A 19,323-nucleotide genomic window follows, 5' to 3' on the forward strand; every position below is an offset into this window, starting at 1 on the left:
GTCGTCGACGAGACGACTCCGAGTCCTAAGGGAGAGTCCATGGCTGACGAGTCCGGAGTGATGCTGCCGGGGTCCCGGGAAGAGATGCGCTTCCTGCGCAAGAACTCGAACTGGGTCAATATGGTCATCGCGATCCTCGCCTGCCTGGCGGTCGCCGTCGGGATCCTGTTCCTCGCCCCGCAGCCCGAAGTCGACTCCGAGCGCGTCGTCGACTACCAGGGAATCGCCGAGCAGTCCCAGGGCAATGCCGAGTTCGACCTCATCGTTCCGCAGATCCCGCGCGGATGGACCTCGAATGAAGCCAGCCTCGATCGTGTGGGCGACTCCGAATACACCTCGTGGTACATGTCGTTCATCGGTCCCGACGACCAGTGGGTGAGCATCGAACAGGCCGAAGCGAGTGAGAACTGGGCGAAGCGGAAGACCGATGAGTCCGTCGCTGCCGAGAAAGTGACTGTCGGTGGTGCCGACTTCCAGATCTATCGGACCGCAGAGGCGAAGGAATACTGGGTCACGCACAAGGGCGATATGTATGTCGTCCTGAGCGCCACTGCCGCACCGGACACCATCAACACCTTCGCCGATCAGGTGGCCGCCCAACTGAAATGACTCCGGCGGACCCGGAGTTCTACTCGGCGTCGTCCGATGTCTCCTCACGGGCCTTGTCGAGGCGTTCCCGCGCTCCATCGAGCCATGCCTGGCAGCGGTCGGCCAGTGCTTCGCCGCGTTCCCACAGCCGCAGCGACTCTTCGAGCGGCAGATTGCCGGTCTCCAGGCGCTTGACGGTCACGACGAGTTCCTCGCGTGCCTGCTCGTAGCTGAGCGTGCTGATATCGGGCTGATCTTCTTGAGTCGTCGGTTCGGTCATCGGTGTCTCCTTCGCAGAGTGAGTGGAACGTGGGCAGAGTGCGGAACTGTGGTCAATCCTCGGTCGTCGAATCATCCTTTTCCGGAGTGACTTCGGTGATCTCCGCATCGAAACGGCCCTGAGCGACGCGGACGTGGACGGTGTCACCGGAGACGACCTCAGAGGCATTGCGGACGGCCTGACCCCCGTCAGTCTGCACCACGGCGTAGCCGCGCTCCAACGTCCGCAGGGGTGAGAGGGACCGGGCCTGGGAGCGCAGATGCCGGATCTCGTTCTGCGCCTGGATGAGCAGTCCGTTCGTTGCCTGCAGACTGCGGCGGCGGATCACCGTCAGTTCGTTCTCATGCGCGGTGATCATCGTCTGCGGCTCGGCGAGCACCGGCCGTGATCGCACGGCGGTGAGCATCTCCTGTTCGCGGTCGAGGATGCGGTTGACGGCGGCTTCGAGCTCGGCTCGGGCTCGCAGCAGATTCATGCCTTCCTCGGCGACATCCGGAACGATCCTCTTTGCGGCATCCGTGGGCGTTGACGCCCGCATGTCAGCGACCTCGTCGAGGATGGGCCGGTCGGCTTCGTGTCCGATCGCCGAGACCACCGGTGTCTGCGCTGCGGAGACGGCGCGCACGAGTGCTTCGTTGGAGAACGGCAGGAGGTCTTCCATGCTCCCGCCGCCGCGGGCGATGACGATGACATCGATCTGCGGATCCGCATCGAGTTCGGCGAGGTTCTTCATCACTCCCGGTACAGCATCCGGGCCCTGGACGGCACAGTTGCGGACTTCGAATTCGGCGGCCGGCCAGCGCAGGTGCACATTGCGGATGACGTCCTTCTGAGCGTCCGAATCCCGTCCGGTGATCAGCCCGATCCGGTTCGGCAGGAACGGCAGGCGACGCTTCCGGCTGGGATCGAAGAGTCCCTCGGCGCCCAGCTGCTTCTTCAGCCGTTCGAGGCGGGCGAGGAGTTCGCCGAGGCCGACGGCGCGGATGTCGTTGGCTCGCATCGTCAGGCGACCGGTCTTCGTCCAGAAGTCGGCTTTGAGGTTGGCGACGACATGGCTGCCCTCGGTCAGCGGCGTCCCGGTCCGGTCGAGGACGTTCTTCCAGATCTGGACCGGCAGGGACATCTCGACATCGGTGTCTCGGAGGGTCAGGTAGCTGGCCTTGCCGCGGTGGTTGAGTTCGACGACCTGCCCTTCGATCCACACGCTCGACATGCGGTCGATATAGGACTTCATCTTCGACGACAGCAGACTCAGCGGCCACGGATTCTCCGCCGTGGTCTCGGCTGCGGTGGCGGCGAGCTCCTTCGGCTCGACGGATTCGCCGAGCGTGCCGGGAGTGCCGGAGATTCTTTGCGCCATGTGGGTCCCCTTCCGAACACCCAGCCTAACGAACGGCACTGACACAGCCCATTCCTGGCCGCCGTCGACGCCTCCGGCTTAGACTGAATGGGTGAGTGTCGTTTCAGTACCTGCCCCGACCATTCCGCGCCGGCGTCTGGCTCCTAGCGAGATCCGCACTCCGGTCAATGCTGACAAGAGAGTGCTGCTGGCTGCGCCGCGCGGCTATTGTGCCGGCGTCGATCGGGCTGTCATCGCTGTCGAACGCGCCCTCGAGCATTACGGCGCACCGATCTACGTCCGCAAGGAGATCGTGCACAACCGCCACGTCGTCGAGACCCTGTCCGAACGCGGGGCCGTCTTCGTCGATGACACCGCGGAGGTCCCGGAAGGTGCTCGGGTCGTGTTCTCCGCTCACGGAGTCTCACCGGCCGTGCACACCGAGGCTGCTGGGCGTGGGCTGTCGACGATCGACGCGACCTGTCCGCTGGTGACGAAGGTTCACAAGGAGGCCATCCGGTTCGCTCGGGACGGCTTCGGCATCCTCCTCGTCGGCCATGCCGGACACGAAGAGGTCGAAGGAACCATGGGGGAGGCACCGGACCACATCACTGTGGTGCAGAGCCCCGAGGAGGCTCGCACCATCGAGGTTCCCGATGCCGAGAAGCTGGTGTGGATCTCCCAGACGACCTTGAGCGTGGACGAGACCATGGAAACGGTTGAGATCCTGCGTGAGCGCTTCCCGCACCTGCAGAATCCACCCAGCGATGACATCTGCTACGCGACACAGAACCGGCAGGTCGCGGTGAAGAAGGTCGGGCCCGACGCGGATCTCGTCATCGTCGTCGGGTCGGCGAACTCCTCGAACTCCGTTCGCCTCGTCGAAGTCGCTCTCGAACACGGGGCGAAGGCTGCCTACCGTGTCGACTTCGCCCGCGAGATCGACGAGACATGGTTCCACGAGGTGGCCACGGTCGGTGTCACCTCAGGTGCGAGCGTTCCGGAGAACCTCGTCCAGGACGTGCTGCAGCTGCTGGCCGAATACGGATTCGACACCGTCGAAGAGGTCGTCACCGCCGAAGAGGACCTCATCTTCTCGCTGCCGAAGGAACTGCGCAAACTCGGCTGAGCTGAGCAATTCCGCTGCGCGGCGCGACGGGGACATCCACGACTCAACGGAGTCGACAAACGCTGTCGATTCTCAACTTGTCCCCGTCTGCCGACCGCGCAGATGAGTCGGACCACGATCATCGAAGTCCATGGCCCGCGGCCGACTGAGTTCCTCGGCGCTGATGCCGCGAGAACGAGTATCGAGTTCGGCCACGGCGTCGAGCTCGTCGGCGACGATCCCGGTCGACGGGAACTTTCTGGCGGTGACGAGGAACCGGGACTCCAAGGACGAGACGAACCGGTTGTAGTCCTCGACGGAGCGGTCCAGGCTGGCACCCATCCGTGACACATGGGCCACCAGAGTGCCGATACGTTCGTAGAGTTCCGTGCCCAGCCGCAGCACCTCGGCAGCCGAAGAGGACATGTCCGCCTGCCGCCAGTTGAGCGCCACGGTCTTCAACAGCACCAGCAGAGTCGCCGGTGAGGCGAGGACGACGTTCTTGCCCAGTGCATGATCGATCATCTTCGGGTAGCTTGCCGCGGCCGCGGAGAGCAGACCGTCGGTGGGCACGAAGCAGACGACGAAGTCGGGGGAGGCCTCGAATGCCTTCCAATATTCTTTCGATGCCAGAGCATCGACATGGCGCAGCAGCGCGCGGGCATGATCGTGACTGTCTGTGCCAGAGTCGGGCGCCTCGGCGGAGTCCTCGTTCATTCGTGCCGACAGCGGGGTCTTCGCATCGATGACGATCGTGCCGCCGCCGGGCAGGTGGACGACCATATCGGGTCGGTGGCGCTTACCATCGCGTTCGGCGCTGACCTGGGTGTCGAAGTCGACGTGGGGGAGGAGGCCGGCGTATTCGACGATGCGTTTGAGTTGGACCTCGCCCCAGTCTCCGCGGTGCGTGGTTGAGTTCAACGCGTTGGCCAGTGACCCGGTGGATTCCTGGAGGCGGAGGTTCTGTTGGCTGAGGTGCCCGATCTGGGAATTCAAGCGAGTGATCTGTTCGATCTGTGTGCGGTCCTGGGCGTGCAGATTCTCCTGCAGGTTCTTCACGCTTGCCGCCAAGGGTCCGATGGCCGCGGTGATCTCACCGGCCATCTGCGCATCGGCCTCGAGGTCTTCCGTGCGTTGGGACAGGATGTGTGACGTGGTTTCTGCGCGGGTGAGTCTCTCGAGATAGCGAGACCGGGTGAGACTGCGCCCGAGGAGGAATCCGAGCGCGGCGGCGAGGACGATCGCCACGATGACGGCGATGATGACTGCGGCGGCGGGGAAAGCATTCATGGTCCCAGGGTGACAGAGGGCACTGACACGAGAATTCGAGGACCACCTCGGCGAGGGCTAGACTTGGATACCGTGGCTTTGACTATCGGAATCGTGGGACTGCCCAATGTCGGCAAGTCGACCATGTTTAACGCACTGACCAAGAACCAAGTTCTCGCGGCGAACTACCCGTTTGCGACGATCGAACCGAACGTGGGCGTGGTCCCACTGCCGGACGCCCGGCTGAGCAGGTTGGCGGAGATCTTCTCCTCCGAACGCATCCTCAATGCCACCGTCGACTTCGTCGACATCGCCGGAATCGTGCGTGGTGCCTCCGAGGGCGAGGGCCTGGGCAACCAGTTCCTGGCCAACATCCGTGAAGCCGATGCCATCTGCCAGGTGATCCGCGGATTCGTCGACGACGATGTCGTCCACGTCGACGGCAAGATCAGCCCAGCCGATGACATCGACACGATCAACACCGAGCTCATCCTCGCCGACCTCCAGACATTGGAGAAGGCACGGCCCAGGATCGAGAAGGAAGTCAAGGGCAAGCGCGCGCCCGCCGAGCAGCTGACCGCGATCGACGCCGCCACCGAGATCCTCGAAGGCGGGCGGACGCTCTACCAGGCGATGCAGGCCGACAAGTTCGATGTCAGTGCCCTGCGTGAGCTGCAGCTGATGACGGTCAAGCCCTTCCTCTACGTGTTCAATGTCGACGACGAGGTGCTCGCCGATGAGGACAAGAAGGACGAGATGCGGGCCCTCGTGGCGCCCGTCGAGGCGATCTTCCTCGACGCGAAGTTCGAATCCGAACTCGCCGAGCTCGACGCAGAAGAGGCTCGGGAGATGCTCGAGTCGACCGGTCAGGATGAAGCGGGACTCGACCAGCTCGCCCGCGTCGGCTTCGACACCCTCGGTCTGCAGACCTACCTGACGGCCGGTCCCAAGGAATCCCGTGCGTGGACGATTCCGAAGGGTGCCACCGCCCCCGAGGCGGCCGGCGTCATCCATACCGACTTCCAGAAGGGCTTCATTAAGGCCGAGATCGTGTCGTTCGATGATCTCGATGCGAACGGTTCGATGGCTGCCGCGAAGTCCGCCGGAAAGGTACGGATGGAAGGCAAGGACTACGTCATGGTCGACGGCGATGTCGTGGAGTTCAGGTTTAACGTGTGACCTGATGGGGTGAGGTTTAATGGCCGACTTTGACTACCTGCGTTCAACTATCAAAAATCTGTCAGCCAAGAAGCTTTACGACGAAGCAGTTAAAGCGTATGGGGCTGGCGCTTTTCGGGCGTCCATTATTGCCATATGGACTGCCGTGGCGCTGGATCTGACCGCCAAGATTAGGCTGATGGCCGACATAGAAGGCGGCGCGGCTGCGAGTGCAATCAAAGAGCTCGATCAAGCGATCGGCGCCGAAGACGTGCCTAAGATGCAGTCATTTGAAAGCTCTCTATTGGACCTTTCTTCAGCAAAACTTGAATTGCTCACGGCGCGGGAGCGCGTTGAAATAGAGAGAATCTACAAGGACCGAAATCTTTGTGCACATCCCAATTTCTCCTCGATTGATTGGGTCTACACACCCACTCCAGAACTGGTTAAAGCTCATATCGTCAGTGCCGTCGATTCGGTCCTGTCCCAGCGTCCAGTCGCCGGCAAGGTTCAGATCGGCATTCTAGGTAGCGAAATTGGTTCTGAGTCGTGGCCAAGCAAGGAAGTGGATGAGTATGTATACGCGCGCTATTTTTCGGAAACGCGGGAAATTGTTCAGCGGAATCTTATGCAAGTACTCGTAAAGGGCGCATTGCGTCCACCCGATGCCGGAGAGCTTGAGATTGCAGTTGATTCGGCCACTTTTCAGAGTCGTTGCGGGAGAGCGAGCCTGGCAATTAAAAGTCATCTCCCAAATCTGTTCGAGCAAGAACTGCGGTCAGTGCTTGAAAAGCGAGAGGTAAGCGGCACACTTAGCGAATCGCAGCTTCTGAATGCGTTCGCTACATACGCGAGTCTTGAATTGTTCTGGGATTGCTTGCCCGACACTGCAGCAACGCGACTGCGCAGCCTAATTGCAAATCGTGATATTGATGTTCTAATTGATTCCCGTGTGTTTGACGGGGGATTCCCTGGCGATAATGCATGTCGCGAAGATTACTCTTCGCGTCTTTCTGAGCTTTCCACCGATGAGATTACAAGAATTATAGACCGTAACGCGCCTAATGAGCAGTTTATTGATTTGTGTCTCGGGCGCTTAGCGAAATCGCCAAACTTTAGGTCCGCCGAATCCACCATGCAAATCCTGCTGAAATGTATGCGCGGGCTCGGAGCGCGAGAGTTGGAAAGAATGTTTGATGTCATTAAGAGTAATGATCAGGCGCTATGGGCCAGCGGTATTGAGTGGCAACTCGAGGCCATGTATGAAGGGCTGAGCCCGCTTTCTGATGACCTGTCAATAATTTGGGCAACGGGGGTAAAAGAACTGTACGATCAGATTCAGGTCGACTCCAAGGAACGTACCTGGATAAATGAGGCGCTCTATCGTCGATTGCTTCACGCTTAAATTGAGTCACGACGATGGTCCTCTCGCCCAGGCGAGGGCGTCAGTCCGTCTGGGATACATTCAGGTCGGATACTGCTGGCTTGCCGACCGTTCGGACTGTCTACATTCGGGCAGGCATTCTCGGCGCTCTTAAAGTTGCACTGAGCAGAGTCGGCAATGGAACGCGGTGGAGCATTGTGCTAGCTTGTGGCTTTTGCGCGTGTTCCGCTTCTGTGAGTGGGCGAAGCTGTGCGCGGAGCGAGAGTGGTTTCGAACGCATCGACTATGCTTTGCCCGAGGACCGCTGAGCGGATATTCGTGGTCGGAGGAACGTGGCTGTGCCTTTATGAGGACCGCAGTGAGAGGCTTCTATTCGCGGGGATCGAAGATCGCCTAGATCGCGATTGGGAGAAGCACAGGGCAGATGCCGAAGCGGTCCGCGATGCGGCGTATGGATATCAGCCTCTGCAAACTGAGGAGCCATTCTCGCCTCGAGTCGACGCACTCAAGGCAGAAGCTATCGCGATTCATGTCGCGAAGTTCCCGGGGGTGGCAGTCTACTACGCTGAGGACGGAGTTTCAGTCAACGGTAGGAAAGTGCGAGTAACTATAACCGTGCAGGCATCGGAGACATATCAGTCCTTGGGCCTGCCGTGAAGCGCAGAAGTGGTGGAAGGTCGCTGCTGCCAAGCAGCAAAAGGAGGAGCGTCCAATCGGGATCCCCGGTGGATCAAGCGGCGTCATTCTGGGTGGCTGGGAAGCAGATCGTCGTTCCAGCTACGCTCTTAACGGCGACGTGTTTCCGTTCGTGGATCCGGCGGAGGGTGATCCTCGAGACAACAAAGGAATGCGCATAGTCGGGCTAAGTGGGTACTCGGGGAGGATCTGCTCCGAAACTCTCAGTTGAATGATTGTTGCGGCATTTCGCCTACAGGGAGTGGTGGAGTCTTGCTTCAATGTGTGATGCCGCACTCTTGACAGTTCCTATAACTGGAAGACATCTTCGTGTTCTGTGAAGAAGTTGACACCGCAGCTGACGCTTTTCGTGCGCTCAGATGCGGTTGGAGCGATTCTGGCTGAGACTCTCGGCCACCCCGAGCGGGAGTTTACGTTGGCTGAGCTTGGGAGGCGGACACATACGAGCGGTCCATTCGTTTATCGCGAAAGTCGGGCGACCGGTCGAATCGGCCGTGCTTTGTGACCACCACGAGGGGCGAAACAGTGTCGTGAGTGCGAATGCGACAATTCATTGTTAGCTTTGATGCGAGATCTGATCGTTGCGACCTACGGGCAGGTGCCGGTGTTGCGCGAGCTCTTCGATGGGATCGACGGGGTGGAGAAGCTGCTCATTTACGGATCCTGGACCGCGAGACGGTCCCGGGGAGCGGCGCGTTACCCAACGACTTGGACGTCTTTTTCGGTGGCGACGCACCGCGGAGGTCGCTCACGGACTTGGCCGCGGAGGCAGGCGACCAACTTTACCTTCCTGTTAACTTCACGCGAATCGCGTTGGTCGACTGGGATTCCGAAGAGCCGTCGCCTATCCTCTGGACAATTTGTTCGCGCGCTTATAGTTGTGAGATTCGGTGAGATCGTTGACTGACATCGTCGATCAAATGCTCGCGAACCGGAGACTGGAGAGAGTAGAGATGAGTCGCGAGCATGCGTTGGCCGTAGTCGATTCCAGCGAACGTCATGCCCGAACGGCTGAGCTGTTTGCCGATACCGACGATCAAGCGATGGCGTTCACAGCGGCGTATGATGGTGCGCGCGAAGCGCTCGTCGCTGTTCTTGCTACCGAAGGTCTCCGTGCCCGTCCTGTCAGCGGAGCTCATCGCAACTCCGGGATCGCGGCAACGGGTTTCGTCAAAGACAGAGACTTGCGAGATTGAATGGATGCGTCAAGTGAGTACCGCGACAGAGTATCCCGACGACGAACGGCCGACTGCGACGAACCAAGACGTGGCTGAAGCGATCACCGCGGCCGCTCGGGTCGTCGATGTTTGCGCCGATTGCGTACGTCTCGACGCGTAGTCGATGAATCTGGGCGCAGTTGTTGTTCGCCCCTTCGGATTCGACACCCTGGGACTAGAGACCTATCTGACTGCCGGGCACAAGGTAGCCCGTGTGTGGACGATTCTACAGGGTGTCCCCGCCCTAAGGCGGTCGCCGACCAGAAGCTCACGGGGTCGCTTCGGCGTTGAGCACTCCGTTGGCTTCGCTGTGTGGGAGTAGCCAGAAAACCTGGTCCCAGTTCCCGTCCGCGATCCACTGGTGGCAGGGCCTCGTTATGGTCGTCCGCGCTCCGAATGTGGTTGGGACCCGTCGTCGTCAGCGCGCGACACTACTTCAATTACTGTGAGTCGACTTTGGACGTCCGTGGCCCCTGCTAAGCTGGCGCTCCAACCCGTGAGGAGTGCTCTGTGTACCCGACCATAGCAAAGTCCGTAGGCGACATCTTCGCTGCCGCGTGGAACATCTCAAATGGCACCGTCGTTCCAAAGACCGAAGACGTGGTGATGAAGAATGGAGGCCGGCTCGTTGATGCGACCTATCTTTACGCAGATCTCGCCGGCTCAACCAAGCTCGCGCACACTCTGAAGAAGGAGGCATCGGCTACAATCATTCGCGCTTACATTAACTCGGCATCGCGAATCCTTCGACACTGCGGCGGTAATATTCGCAGCTTTGACGGGGATCGAGTTATGGCGATCTTTATGGGCTCGGATAAAAACGTAAAGGCCGTGAGAGCCGCGCTTGGCATCAACTGGGCGGTGTATCGCGTGATACAACCGGCAATCGAGGCCAAATGGACAGACGTGTCTCAGAGCTACACAATCAATCACGGTGTCGGAATCGATACAGGCGAAGCGCTCATTGTTCGTGGTGGTGTTCGAGACAACAATGACCTGATTTCAATTGGTGACGCGCCCAACGATGCAGCTCGATTGAGCGAACATCGCAAATGGAACACAAACATCACGAAACCCGTCTACGAAGATCTTGATGAAAGCATTCGCCTCCTCGCGGACGGCAGGAATTTTTGGACGTCGTCTAACGGAATTGCCGCACTGGGAAATTACACAACGCTTTACCATTCCGACGCGTCGTGGGAGATCTGATGGCGAAGACTGTCGCAGACATCGAGGATCAGATCTCAACGATCCTCAATGAGGAATGGAACATTCGAGAAAGCAACGAAGTCCCATCTACCGACTCGGTTACCCATAAGAATGGCGCGGTCAAGATTGATGCCGCGTTTCTATACGCGGATCTGGCAGAATCCACGCGCCTGCAGAAGGGCTACAAGAACACCTTTGCCGCCAAAGCGATCCGCATGTACCTCGGTGGAGCTTCAGAGATAATTCGCCACTATGGCGGGCAAATCAAGAGCTTTGACGGGGACCGTGTGATGGGGGTCTTCGCAGGCAAACGGAAACGCAACAATGCCGTGCTCGCTGCGTTCGCTATCAATTGGATGGTCCAGCGGGTCATTGCTCCTCAAGTAAAGGTCCGCCATGACGCAAACGGAACTAGCGTGTGGGTACCGCGGCATGGGATCGGCATCGATAGCGGTGAGACATTCGTTGCGCGTGCAGGTGTTCGCAACAGGGTGAACGAACACAATCACAATGACCTAGTTTTCATCGGACAGGCTCCAAATGTTGCAGCCAAATTGAGCGAGATCAGAGAGCCTGAATCGATAATCGTTACCAAGAACGTCTACAGCTACCTCGACGCAGCACAGAAGAAGAAGTTAAAGTCCGGCGATAACCCTTGGCGCGGTCCTTTCGGGACAACGGTTGGTCCGCACAAGATCGATCTCTTCAAGACCAGCTACTGGCGTTCGCTAAGCGCTTGAAGATTTGGAGTAATCACGTGCGACGAAGAAACGACCTGGTAAGTGCACCGGACAACTCGAAAGCGATTGACGCTGCGTGGCGCATACACGCTGCTCAAATCGACTGGACGGGAAAAGTCGATGCCAAGGCGGCTTTTGCCTTCGCTATAGAGTCAGCAGCTCTTGCGACAGTCATTGGGCTGTCCGCGCCCGGGCGCCTGTTCTCCGAGCTCGGAAACGGATTTCTCTTAACGCTGTACTACACTGGACTTTTCGGACTTCTCGTGTCGATCGCCTTTGCTGCTTTGGTTGTGTTCCCTCGACTAAGGGGTAGGCACACGAAAGCGGAGTCAGCTGACAACTTTATCTATTTCGGCCACGCACGCCATTGGGAGGCTACTGTGCTGAAAACCGCACTGGCCGAGGTGGATCTTCTCGATCAGCTGAGTCGACAGATCGTCGTGATGGCAACGATCGCGTGGACGAAGCACAAACGCGTGCAGTGGTCAGTGAGTTCAGCAGTCGCTGCGGCTGCTCTATTAGTAATCTGCGCGACTTTCGTCAGAAACCACTAAACGGTCACTGCTGTATCAAATTTCTGTGCATTTATCAGTTCTAAACGAGCCTTTTGCGTCCAAAAGTGAGGCCATCAATGCGGGGCTGCTGCACGGTTACGTGACAATTTGATCGGGCAAGACCTGAGGGCTGGCCTGGGCGACGTCATCAAGGCTAAGTCCTATCCGCGAAATTCCGTGATGACGTGGTGCACGTCGTGCGCAACCGAGTGACCGGCGTGACGCGTCGTGAAATCGTGGAGTTGCGGGAAGCACATCACAGGATTCGACTGCAGGCGGCACGGTCGTAATGTGTTCGAAGTGCCATTGACACAATTCGGGAATGGTTCGGGGTCAGCTCGAGGGCTCGACGTTGGCGCGATCTCGTCTGCCTGAGATACAACTGGACGGGATTCGCATTTTCGATCCACTAAGCGGCCCCTTCGACACCCTGTTCGATGATCGCGATGGCCCAGGCTTCCATGCTCCAGACCTCGTTCAGATGCTGACGATTGGTCCAGTCGTAGAGTACGCGCTTGCCGTCGTACATGCCGGCATTGTGTCCGCGTCATACATAATGATGGACTCCGAGGAGCGCTACCAGGCCACCGATGTTCATCGACAACCCGGCGACCCCTCGACCGGGTGTTAGCTTACTCAAACGGCTTCGAAATGGCGTAGTTGATGGCGTACGGCCACCAACTCCAGCTCAACGACCTCCGCGACCTTCTCAAGGAGCTGCAAATGCTGCGGAACGACGCCGCGGAAGGAACCACCGAATGCGAAGCTATCAGCGAGCTGGAGCCGAACGTGGCAAAGCTGGACCCGGGAGAGACAGGCGCGATAGTTTCCAACGAACAGACAACCGTGCGACTAAGTAAGTCAACGCCGCTGGTGCGGCAATGCTTAGTGTTGCCGTTCATGAGTACCTGAATGGGGATTAAAGTCGCTTGGGACCGCGAATCGTCTCGGAGGTCATCTCCGGTGCAGGCGTAGCTCACGATATTCAGGTGAACATCTGTGGAATCGTGAACGTATCCACGGATGTCGTCGGGGCGGGCCGGTCGCGGTCGTCTTATTACAGAGGTGATTCAGCTACGAAACGAGTGGAATTGCGGTTCAACGTCTAGAATTGTCAGAATCAACGATCCGTGGTGAATCTGGTCGCTACTGACAGTTGCGGACTGGAGGAGGTGGAGATCGTTGACTACCATTGACGAGATCGAGCCGTTCCACCCCGGGGAGGTCCTCATGGAGGACTTCCTCGAGGGTTTCGGAATCACTCAGAACAAGCTCGCCGTGTCCATCGGTGTCCCGCCTCGGCGGATCAATGAGATCGTGCACGGCAAGCGGGGGATCACGGCGGATACCGCGTTGCGGCTTGCGAAATACTTCGGTACCTCGGCGGAGTTCTGGATCAACCTGCAGAGTCATTACGAGCTCGACCGGGCCGAGGAGCGGGCAGGTGAGCAGATCGCTTCGATCGTTCCGCTGCAGGTGGTGTGAATGGCGAACACTGGCGAGCAGTCGCTGAGTATGTGGAGCACGGCAAAAGCGGTGGGGCGATGTCAATCGAGTCGGGCCATGATTGTCGACCGTGCTGGAATGCGGTGGAGTTCCGCTTCAACGTCTAGTCCCGTTCCGGTTCAATCTCTGGAGCGATAAGTGCCCGACGAATCCCTGCTGACCCAAGTGTTCAGCGGGCGCTTGCGCTTTCTTCGGAATAGATGATCGCTCATCCTCGTTGACTTTCGTTTGGTGCTGAACATTGAGGAGGCGATGTGAGCGAAACGATCGATGAGAAGAGCGACGGCACAGTCTCGCAACTGCAATCGGGAATGGTCGTGCCGCAGCTGCCGCCGCTGGCAATGCAAGCCGAGAGGCTGATCGCGACGGGCCTTCTGGACGATGAGGGCGGCGAGCTCACCACTGATGTGTTGCATCAAGCCGTCACCGACTTGCAGGAACGTGTCGCTCCTGGAGCGCTGCTCGTCGTATCGGAACGGGTTCTGCCAGCCAGAACTCTCGTGCAACATGTGAGGCGCACCTCGGGCGGGCAGGATCGGGAGGGCTTCGTGGTGGTCGACATGGACGACCTTGACCATTTCGTGCCCACTGCCGAAGCGCCCGAGCCTGGCACGTTCGTGTACGCGCTCGAAGATCCGCGGCGCGGCGACGATATGCTCAATTGGTCTCCGGCGGAGGCTCAGGACGAGCTGTCGAAGGGCGGACGCACACCTTTCACCGTCGTCGAAGGTGTGCATTTGGCGTTGCAGCTGCCTGCTGCCCTCGACCGTAACGCCTGCTACATGATGATTGGATCGCGTCGGCGAAAGGCGAAGGGATTCGATTCGCGAACGCCTGCGCTCTGGATATCGAACGGTACGGGCAGGGACGGTCGCGACCGCAAAGGCCCACCGAAACTGGGCTGGTGCTGGTGGAACAATCGGCACACTTGGCTGGGATTCGGATCGGGCGCTCGTCGCGTCGCTGACTTGTCCGGCGCTCCAAATGGCTCGACCGCGTGAAATCCGGTGGAGTTCCGCTTCTGTGTCCGACAGTCACCGGGGCGGGAACTGGTCAGCTGACGCTCTGTACGACCTGAACCAGGTGTCCGTCCAGATCCTCGACCCAGGCGATGAGCAGCCGGTCGAGCCATAACTCCGGTGGCTTGACCGGCCTTGCTCCGAGCCCGATGAGGCGCTCATAGCCGGCTGGCACGTCGTCCGTCCAGAGGATCACCGCCGTTCGCTGTCCCACGGCGACCGGGTCGAGCTCGTGGTCGTCGCAGGTGCTGGCTTCCGTGGCAAGCCCGATTCGGTAGCAGTCAAGGGCGAAATCCACGTGGATGGGTGTTCCGGTCAGCGGGGTGCGAAACACTTCCTCGAAGCCGAGAGCTTGGTAGAAGGCCGACGCGCGGTCGATGTCTCGAGTGAACAGCACGACTTGAGGCGTGCGAAAGAGCGACATGTCGCTACACTGCCAACGGACTTCTGACGGCGTCAAGGAAACCAGGAATACTCGGGGCGAAAACGGTGCCATCTTCGATGTCCCGAAGAAGCGGCTGTGTACCCGAATCGTCAAGATCGTGAGAATCGGCCTGCGTTAGAGTGACCCCTGGCGTCAGCACATGGTCGCAGTCATGAGATCTGCTGCAGAGGGATTCTCAACCCGAAAGTTCGAAAGTCGAGGACCGAAGATGACAAGCAGCAAGAGTTCGCGACAGTCCCCGGTGCCTCAGCGCGTCGGCACAACACGTCGGGCTACCGGCCTGATTCTCGCGCTCGCGCTCGGTGCGATCGCTGCAGTCATCGGCCTCGCATCCCTCATTCCCGGGCTTGGTCCGCTCAGCCCACTCGCGGCTCGATGGGCGCCTACCGTGGCTCCGCCGATAGCCGTCGTGGGATTGATCGTGTGCGTGATCGGAATCGCTGCTGTACGCATAGGGTTCCGCCGAACCGGAACAGCCACCACAGTGCTCGGCGGGGTCGCCGCTGTCACAAACGTCGCTGTCATCATCGTTCTCGTCAGCGCTATTTCGGCCGCCGGCGGCTCGGTGAACCTGTTCACTGCCACATTCGGACTCTCGGCGATCGACTCCGCATCGCCTGACCGCAACGAGGTGTACGACAAGTCCACCTCCGGTGACGACCTTTCCGTATCGATCTACGAACCTAAGGGAACGAAGGGTCCGGCTCCGACGATCATGTACGTCCACGGCGGCGGATGGATCGCTGGCGAACCGAACGCCGCGAGTTCCGAGCTCCGCGAACTCGCTGATCACGGCTATCTCGTCGTATCTGTCGAATACGAACTCGCCACCCTGGACAACGCCACCTGGCAGAGCGCACCTTCGCAGGTCGCCTGTGCGGCAAGCTGGATTCAGACCAACGCAGACGCGCTCGGCGCAGATATGGACCGCCTGGCGTTCTGGGGCGAGAGCTCGGGCAGCAACATGGTCGCCAATACCGCCGGTGCCGCAGCGCAAGGCACCGCCGAATCATCATGTGGTGGCAAGGTTCCGGCTCCGGCCGCGGTCATTGCCGACTACCCGGCGTTCGATGTGACCGGCCTTTACGAGAACGCTCCCACCGGGCCAGGTGCAGGAACCGGTACCCGACTGTTTGCGACCAGCTATACGGGCGGCACGCCTGAGGAATACCCAGAACGATACGCCGTGGCCGATTCCGTCACCCATTTGGAAGCACCCGCTCCACCGGTGCTCATGATGACTGCCATGCGCGATGACGTCATCACACCGAGTGACCAGCTGGCATGGGCTGAATCGGCCCGAAGCCGTGGAGTCGACGTCCAGACAGTGCAGGTCCCTCTCGCCAATCATGCGTATACGCAGAAGGCGAAGAACTCGATCGGCAGCCAGGGACACCTGAGCATCGCAGAGGCCTACCTGTCCGAACGCTTTCGCTGACCCCGACTTCCAGGGTGAGACCGATACTGACGATCACCAATTGGTTATGGTGGTCCCAGAAGGGCTTTACCGGTCCCACGCTAATTGCAATCAGGAGTATTCGATCATGAGTTTCAGTGTTTACCTGACCGGAGAGATCCACACCGATTGGCGTGAGGAGATCAAAAATGGCGCCGAAGCGGCCGGACTCGACATCGAATTCACCGCCCCGGTGACCGACCACCCCGCCAGCGATGCCGCCGGTGACCACCTCGGCGAGAACGACAGCTCCTTCTGGCGCGATCACCAGTCGTCGAAGGTCAACGCCATCCGCACCCGCACCCTGATCGAGAAGGCCGATATGGTCGTCGTGCGCTTCGGTGACAAGTACAAGCAGTGGAACGCCGCTTTCGACGCCGGCTACTGCGCAGCGCTCGGCACACCCTATGTGACCCTCCACGACGCCGACATCATTCATCCGCTCAAAGAGGTCGATGCCGAAGCCAAGGCCTGGTGCCAGACGACCGACCAGGTGGTCGAAACCCTGAAGTACATCCTCAGAGACTGAACCTGAAAAGGACTGAACCCGATGAGCTGAGTCCGCGAACGACCACCCGTCAAAGGGTCGTTCGCGGCCTCCACCCAGTAGACGCCGTCGACGTCGTTGATGCTGACCTCGAGTGCCGGCGAGGTCGGAACGATCTCACGTCCGGATTCGAGGATCTCCTCGACCCACCTCAGAACGTCCTGAGCTTCAGCAGCCGGCGTCACGGTGAACGTGTGTTTGTACTTATTGGAGAAGTACCGTGCCTCGTTGGCACGTAGGCTCGCCAGCGCCTCGGCGACGGGAGAGGACTCGAGGCCTTCGGTGGTGACCTCGGTGAATGACACGGCTTCGAACGGCATGGACCATAGAATTGCCCGCTGTGATTGGATGAGGAACATGGAACCTCAACTTGATCTCAATGATGATGACCGCAGATTCCTCACCCGAAGCGTCGACCTGGCACGCGAAGCCCTTGCCGCCGGAGACGAACCATTCGGTTCCGTGCTCGTCGACGCCGACGGTCGTGAACTCTTCGCCGACCGCAACCGGGTGGCCGGCGGCGACCACACCCGTCACCCCGAATTCGAAATCGCTCGCTGGGCAGCCGAACATCTCACACCCGAACAACGAGCTGAATCTGTCGTCTTCACCTCCGGCGAACACTGCCCGATGTGCTCAGCGGCGCACGCGTGGGTGGGCCTCGGCCGCATCGTCTACGCCAGCAGCAGCCAGCAGCTGAGCGCCTGGCACAAGGACTGGGGTCTGGCCCCCGGTCCCGTACTGCCGCTGCCCGTTCAGGACGTCGCCCCGGGAATCGAAGTCGCCGGACCCGATCCGGAATTGAGCACCCGGGTGCGGAATCTGCACGCCCGTCTGCACGGAGTCGATGCCTGAGATCCGCGGTACAGTATCTGCATCATCTGCATCTCAGCGATTGTTCTGCCCGCACCGAAATCACGGGGCCGGTAGCGAAACTGACAAAGGAGTCCGGCCTTGGCCCTGCATGAAATCACGTTCCCCTCGAGCAACGATCGCGACACGATCAACGCGTGGCTCCACACTCCCACGACGGCGCCGAACGGCATCGTGCAGATCATCCACGGCCTCGGCGAACATTCCCGCCGCTACCTCCACCTCATCAGCACCTTGCTCGATGCCGGCTTCGCCGTCGTCGCCAGTGACCACGCAGGGCACGGGCGCACTGCCATGGAGTCGGGTGTCTGGGCCGACGCCGGAGACGAGGCCGCGCGCGTCGTCGTCGACGACGAGGTGACTCTGCAGGCGAAGGCGCGTGAGATCCTGCCCGGACTGCCCTATATCGTCTTCGGCCACAGCTGGGGGTCGATGATCGCCCGCTCCATGGCATCCCGCCCTGAAGCCGAACTCACCGGGCTGGCGCTGTGCGGAATCGCCGCGCAGATGAAGGGAATCGAACAGACCATTGACCGCGCTGAACTCGCCGAGGCGGCCGCTGGCGACCATCGTGCGGAACCTGCTGCAGACCATCTGGTGGGACAGCTCTTCGACGGGTTCCTCGACCGCTGCGGGACCGATGCAGGACCCACTGCATGGGTTGCCCTCGACGAGGCGGTCGTCACCGATCACGGCCGTGACCCGTTCAATAATTTCGGTGCCCCGATGAGTGCGCGGTTCCTGCAGGGGTTCGTCGACATCTATGACGAAGCCAATGCCGATTCCTGGTATGAGACGATCTCAAGCGATCTGCCGGTGCTCATCCTCGCGGGTGACCAGGATCCGGTCGCGAACTACGGCGAAGGCGCTTACCACGTGGCCAACAGGCTGCGAGAGACCGGTCACGCAGACGTGCGCACACGAGTCTTTTCAGGAGTCCGGCACGAAGTCCACAATGAACCGACGACTCGCGCCGAGGCGGAAGCGGAGATCGTCGAATTCGCAACCCGCGTCATCGCAGGTTAAAGATCGAGGCTGGCCCACCATGATGATTCCGTCCGCCGAGGACCTTTCGAACATCATCGATGCTGTCGCGTCCTGGCAGTGCGAGGGGCTGCCCGTCCAAGTCCATCCTGGCGACTTCGGCTGGTATCAGCGCTTCGGCCCGCAAGCGCTTGCCTCGGGACTGCGGGTGTGGACGCGGTACGGCGAGATCGCAGCCGTCGGATTCCTCGACGAAACCGAACTCATTCGCATGGCGATCTCGCCCGACCATGCCGCGGATGAAACCCTCGCCGAGGCGGTCGTGACTGCTATCGAGACCACTCTGTCCGATCTCCTCCCACCAGGGACGGGAATCGTCGAATCCCGGTTCGGACCCGCGCTGCAGCACACCCTCAACGAGGCGGGATGGACACCCGAAGAACCCTGGACCGTCCTGCACCGCGCACTGTCAGATTCTGTCCGACCGACCGCGTTGAGGTTCGAGACTGTCGAAGCGGACGACATCGCTGACCGGGTCAGCGTCGAATCCGCCGCATTCCCCGGCGCATCACTGACCGCTGAGCGATGGCAGCTGATGGCTGCAGGACACGCCTACCAACAGGCTCGGTGTCTCGTCGGCTATTCCACGGACGGTGCTGCCGTCGGCGCCACCACCGTCTGGTCAGCTGGACACGGTCGCCCCGGCATCATCGAACCTCTCGGAGTTCATGGTGACCACCGCGGCCTCGGGTATGGCACGGAAATGGCGCTCGGTGCTGCAAGCGCACTGCGGTCGATGGGAGCGTCGAGTGTCAACGTGGCTACTCCGTCATCGAACACCGCCGCCGTCGCCACCTATCGAGCGGCCGGGATGGACGGCCTCGGCGAGGTCAGGGACTTCCGCCGCCCTTGACCGGCGTTGGAGAACAGACCGGAGCGGCGTTGGAGATC

General features: G+C 60.2%; 21 protein-coding genes. 16 read left to right on the top strand and 5 right to left on the bottom strand.

From position 1 onward, the window contains the following. Positions 1 to 39: 39 nt before the first annotated feature. Complete coding sequence (locus tag QYM46_RS07430; protein ID WP_432791411.1) at positions 40 to 609, top strand: DUF4245 domain-containing protein; 570 nt, start codon at positions 40 to 42, stop codon at positions 607 to 609. A gap of 19 nt (positions 610 to 628) precedes the next feature. Here the strand turns inward: QYM46_RS07430 and QYM46_RS07435 are convergent, their stop codons facing one another. Together QYM46_RS07435 and xseA are read right to left on the bottom strand one after the other, a co-directional pair. After that, complete coding sequence (locus QYM46_RS07435; RefSeq protein ID WP_432791412.1) at positions 629 to 868, bottom strand: exodeoxyribonuclease VII small subunit; 240 nt, start codon at positions 866 to 868, stop codon at positions 629 to 631. 52 nt (positions 869 to 920) lie between these two features. Next, on the bottom strand, positions 921 to 2,228 hold the full coding sequence (gene xseA, locus QYM46_RS07440) for an exodeoxyribonuclease VII large subunit (RefSeq protein ID WP_432791413.1): 1,308 nt from the start codon (positions 2,226 to 2,228) through the stop codon (positions 921 to 923). 91 nt (positions 2,229 to 2,319) lie between these two features. Here xseA and QYM46_RS07445 point away from each other — a divergent pair, with 91 nt between their 5' ends. After that, on the top strand, positions 2,320 to 3,336 hold the full coding sequence (locus QYM46_RS07445; RefSeq protein WP_432791414.1) for a 4-hydroxy-3-methylbut-2-enyl diphosphate reductase: 1,017 nt from the start codon (positions 2,320 to 2,322) through the stop codon (positions 3,334 to 3,336). A 72-nt stretch (positions 3,337 to 3,408) separates the two neighbouring features. Here the strand turns inward: QYM46_RS07445 and QYM46_RS07450 are convergent, their stop codons facing one another. Continuing rightward, positions 3,409 to 4,605, bottom strand: a complete 1,197-nt coding sequence (locus QYM46_RS07450) for a DNA recombination protein RmuC (RefSeq protein ID WP_432791415.1) — start codon at positions 4,603 to 4,605, stop codon at positions 3,409 to 3,411. A gap of 72 nt (positions 4,606 to 4,677) precedes the next feature. On the opposite strand from QYM46_RS07450, the gene ychF reads away from it, so the two are divergent. From ychF to QYM46_RS07495, 9 genes are all read left to right on the top strand, one after another. Further along, positions 4,678 to 5,763 (top strand): redox-regulated ATPase YchF, encoded by a 1,086-nt coding sequence (gene ychF / locus QYM46_RS07455; protein ID WP_432791416.1) that lies wholly within the window; start codon positions 4,678 to 4,680, stop codon positions 5,761 to 5,763. A gap of 19 nt (positions 5,764 to 5,782) precedes the next feature. Beyond that, positions 5,783 to 7,147: a hypothetical protein gene (locus QYM46_RS07460; protein ID WP_432791417.1), complete on the top strand. Its 1,365-nt coding sequence runs from the start codon at positions 5,783 to 5,785 to the stop codon at positions 7,145 to 7,147. 1,574 nt (positions 7,148 to 8,721) lie between these two features. Continuing rightward, positions 8,722 to 9,018 carry a hypothetical protein gene (locus tag QYM46_RS07465; RefSeq protein ID WP_432791418.1) on the top strand — a complete coding sequence of 99 codons (297 nt, stop codon included), beginning with the start codon at positions 8,722 to 8,724 and terminating at the stop codon, positions 9,016 to 9,018. 531 nt (positions 9,019 to 9,549) lie between these two features. Next, positions 9,550 to 10,248 (top strand): adenylate/guanylate cyclase domain-containing protein, encoded by a 699-nt coding sequence (locus tag QYM46_RS07470; protein WP_432791419.1) that lies wholly within the window; start codon positions 9,550 to 9,552, stop codon positions 10,246 to 10,248. Beyond that, on the top strand, positions 10,248 to 10,988 hold the full coding sequence (locus QYM46_RS07475) for an adenylate/guanylate cyclase domain-containing protein (RefSeq protein WP_432791420.1): 741 nt from the start codon (positions 10,248 to 10,250) through the stop codon (positions 10,986 to 10,988). The genes QYM46_RS07470 and QYM46_RS07475 overlap by 1 nt, the downstream gene beginning before the upstream one ends. 17 nt (positions 10,989 to 11,005) lie before the next feature. After that, entirely contained in the window at positions 11,006 to 11,542 is a 537-nt protein-coding gene (locus QYM46_RS07480) for a Pycsar system effector family protein (protein ID WP_432791421.1), read from the top strand. A gap of 663 nt (positions 11,543 to 12,205) precedes the next feature. Next, complete coding sequence (locus tag QYM46_RS07485; protein WP_432791422.1) at positions 12,206 to 12,454, top strand: hypothetical protein; 249 nt, start codon at positions 12,206 to 12,208, stop codon at positions 12,452 to 12,454. A 270-nt stretch (positions 12,455 to 12,724) separates the two neighbouring features. Continuing rightward, positions 12,725 to 13,027, top strand: a complete 303-nt coding sequence (locus QYM46_RS07490) for a HigA family addiction module antitoxin (protein ID WP_432791423.1) — start codon at positions 12,725 to 12,727, stop codon at positions 13,025 to 13,027. A 275-nt stretch (positions 13,028 to 13,302) separates the two neighbouring features. After that, the gene (locus QYM46_RS07495; RefSeq protein WP_432791424.1) at positions 13,303 to 14,049 is read left to right on the top strand and encodes a DUF5701 family protein; all 747 of its coding nucleotides are present in this window, start codon (positions 13,303 to 13,305) and stop codon (positions 14,047 to 14,049) included. 52 nt (positions 14,050 to 14,101) lie between these two features. Here the strand turns inward: QYM46_RS07495 and QYM46_RS07500 are convergent, their stop codons facing one another. Further along, entirely contained in the window at positions 14,102 to 14,491 is a 390-nt protein-coding gene (locus tag QYM46_RS07500) for a VOC family protein (protein ID WP_432791425.1), read from the bottom strand. Between the two features lie 448 nt (positions 14,492 to 14,939). On the opposite strand from QYM46_RS07500, the gene QYM46_RS07505 reads away from it, so the two are divergent. Together QYM46_RS07505 and QYM46_RS07510 are read left to right on the top strand one after the other, a co-directional pair. Further along, positions 14,940 to 15,950: an alpha/beta hydrolase gene (locus QYM46_RS07505; RefSeq protein ID WP_432791426.1), complete on the top strand. Its 1,011-nt coding sequence runs from the start codon at positions 14,940 to 14,942 to the stop codon at positions 15,948 to 15,950. A 106-nt stretch (positions 15,951 to 16,056) separates the two neighbouring features. Further along, a complete protein-coding gene (locus tag QYM46_RS07510; RefSeq protein ID WP_432791427.1) occupies positions 16,057 to 16,497 on the top strand; it encodes a YtoQ family protein in 441 nt (146 codons plus the stop codon). Here QYM46_RS07510 and QYM46_RS07515 read toward each other — a convergent pair. After that, positions 16,404 to 16,835, bottom strand: a complete 432-nt coding sequence (locus tag QYM46_RS07515; RefSeq protein WP_432791428.1) for a hypothetical protein — start codon at positions 16,833 to 16,835, stop codon at positions 16,404 to 16,406. The genes QYM46_RS07510 and QYM46_RS07515 overlap by 94 nt on opposite strands. Before the next feature lie 37 nt (positions 16,836 to 16,872). On the opposite strand from QYM46_RS07515, the gene QYM46_RS07520 reads away from it, so the two are divergent. The 3 genes from QYM46_RS07520 (at position 16,873) to QYM46_RS07530 (ending at position 19,285) form a co-directional block, all read left to right on the top strand. Beyond that, entirely contained in the window at positions 16,873 to 17,370 is a 498-nt protein-coding gene (locus tag QYM46_RS07520) for a nucleoside deaminase (RefSeq protein WP_432791429.1), read from the top strand. A gap of 99 nt (positions 17,371 to 17,469) precedes the next feature. Next, positions 17,470 to 18,414 carry an alpha/beta fold hydrolase gene (locus tag QYM46_RS07525; RefSeq protein WP_432791430.1) on the top strand — a complete coding sequence of 315 codons (945 nt, stop codon included), beginning with the start codon at positions 17,470 to 17,472 and terminating at the stop codon, positions 18,412 to 18,414. A 19-nt stretch (positions 18,415 to 18,433) separates the two neighbouring features. Continuing rightward, positions 18,434 to 19,285, top strand: coding sequence for a GNAT family N-acetyltransferase (locus tag QYM46_RS07530; RefSeq protein WP_432791431.1), 852 nt, complete (start codon positions 18,434 to 18,436; stop codon positions 19,283 to 19,285). Positions 19,286 to 19,323: the final 38 nt, after the last annotated feature.

It is taken from the genome of Brevibacterium sp. K11IcPPYGO002, from assembly GCF_050920635.1.
Taxonomy (GTDB): Bacteria; Actinomycetota; Actinomycetes; order Actinomycetales; family Brevibacteriaceae; genus Brevibacterium.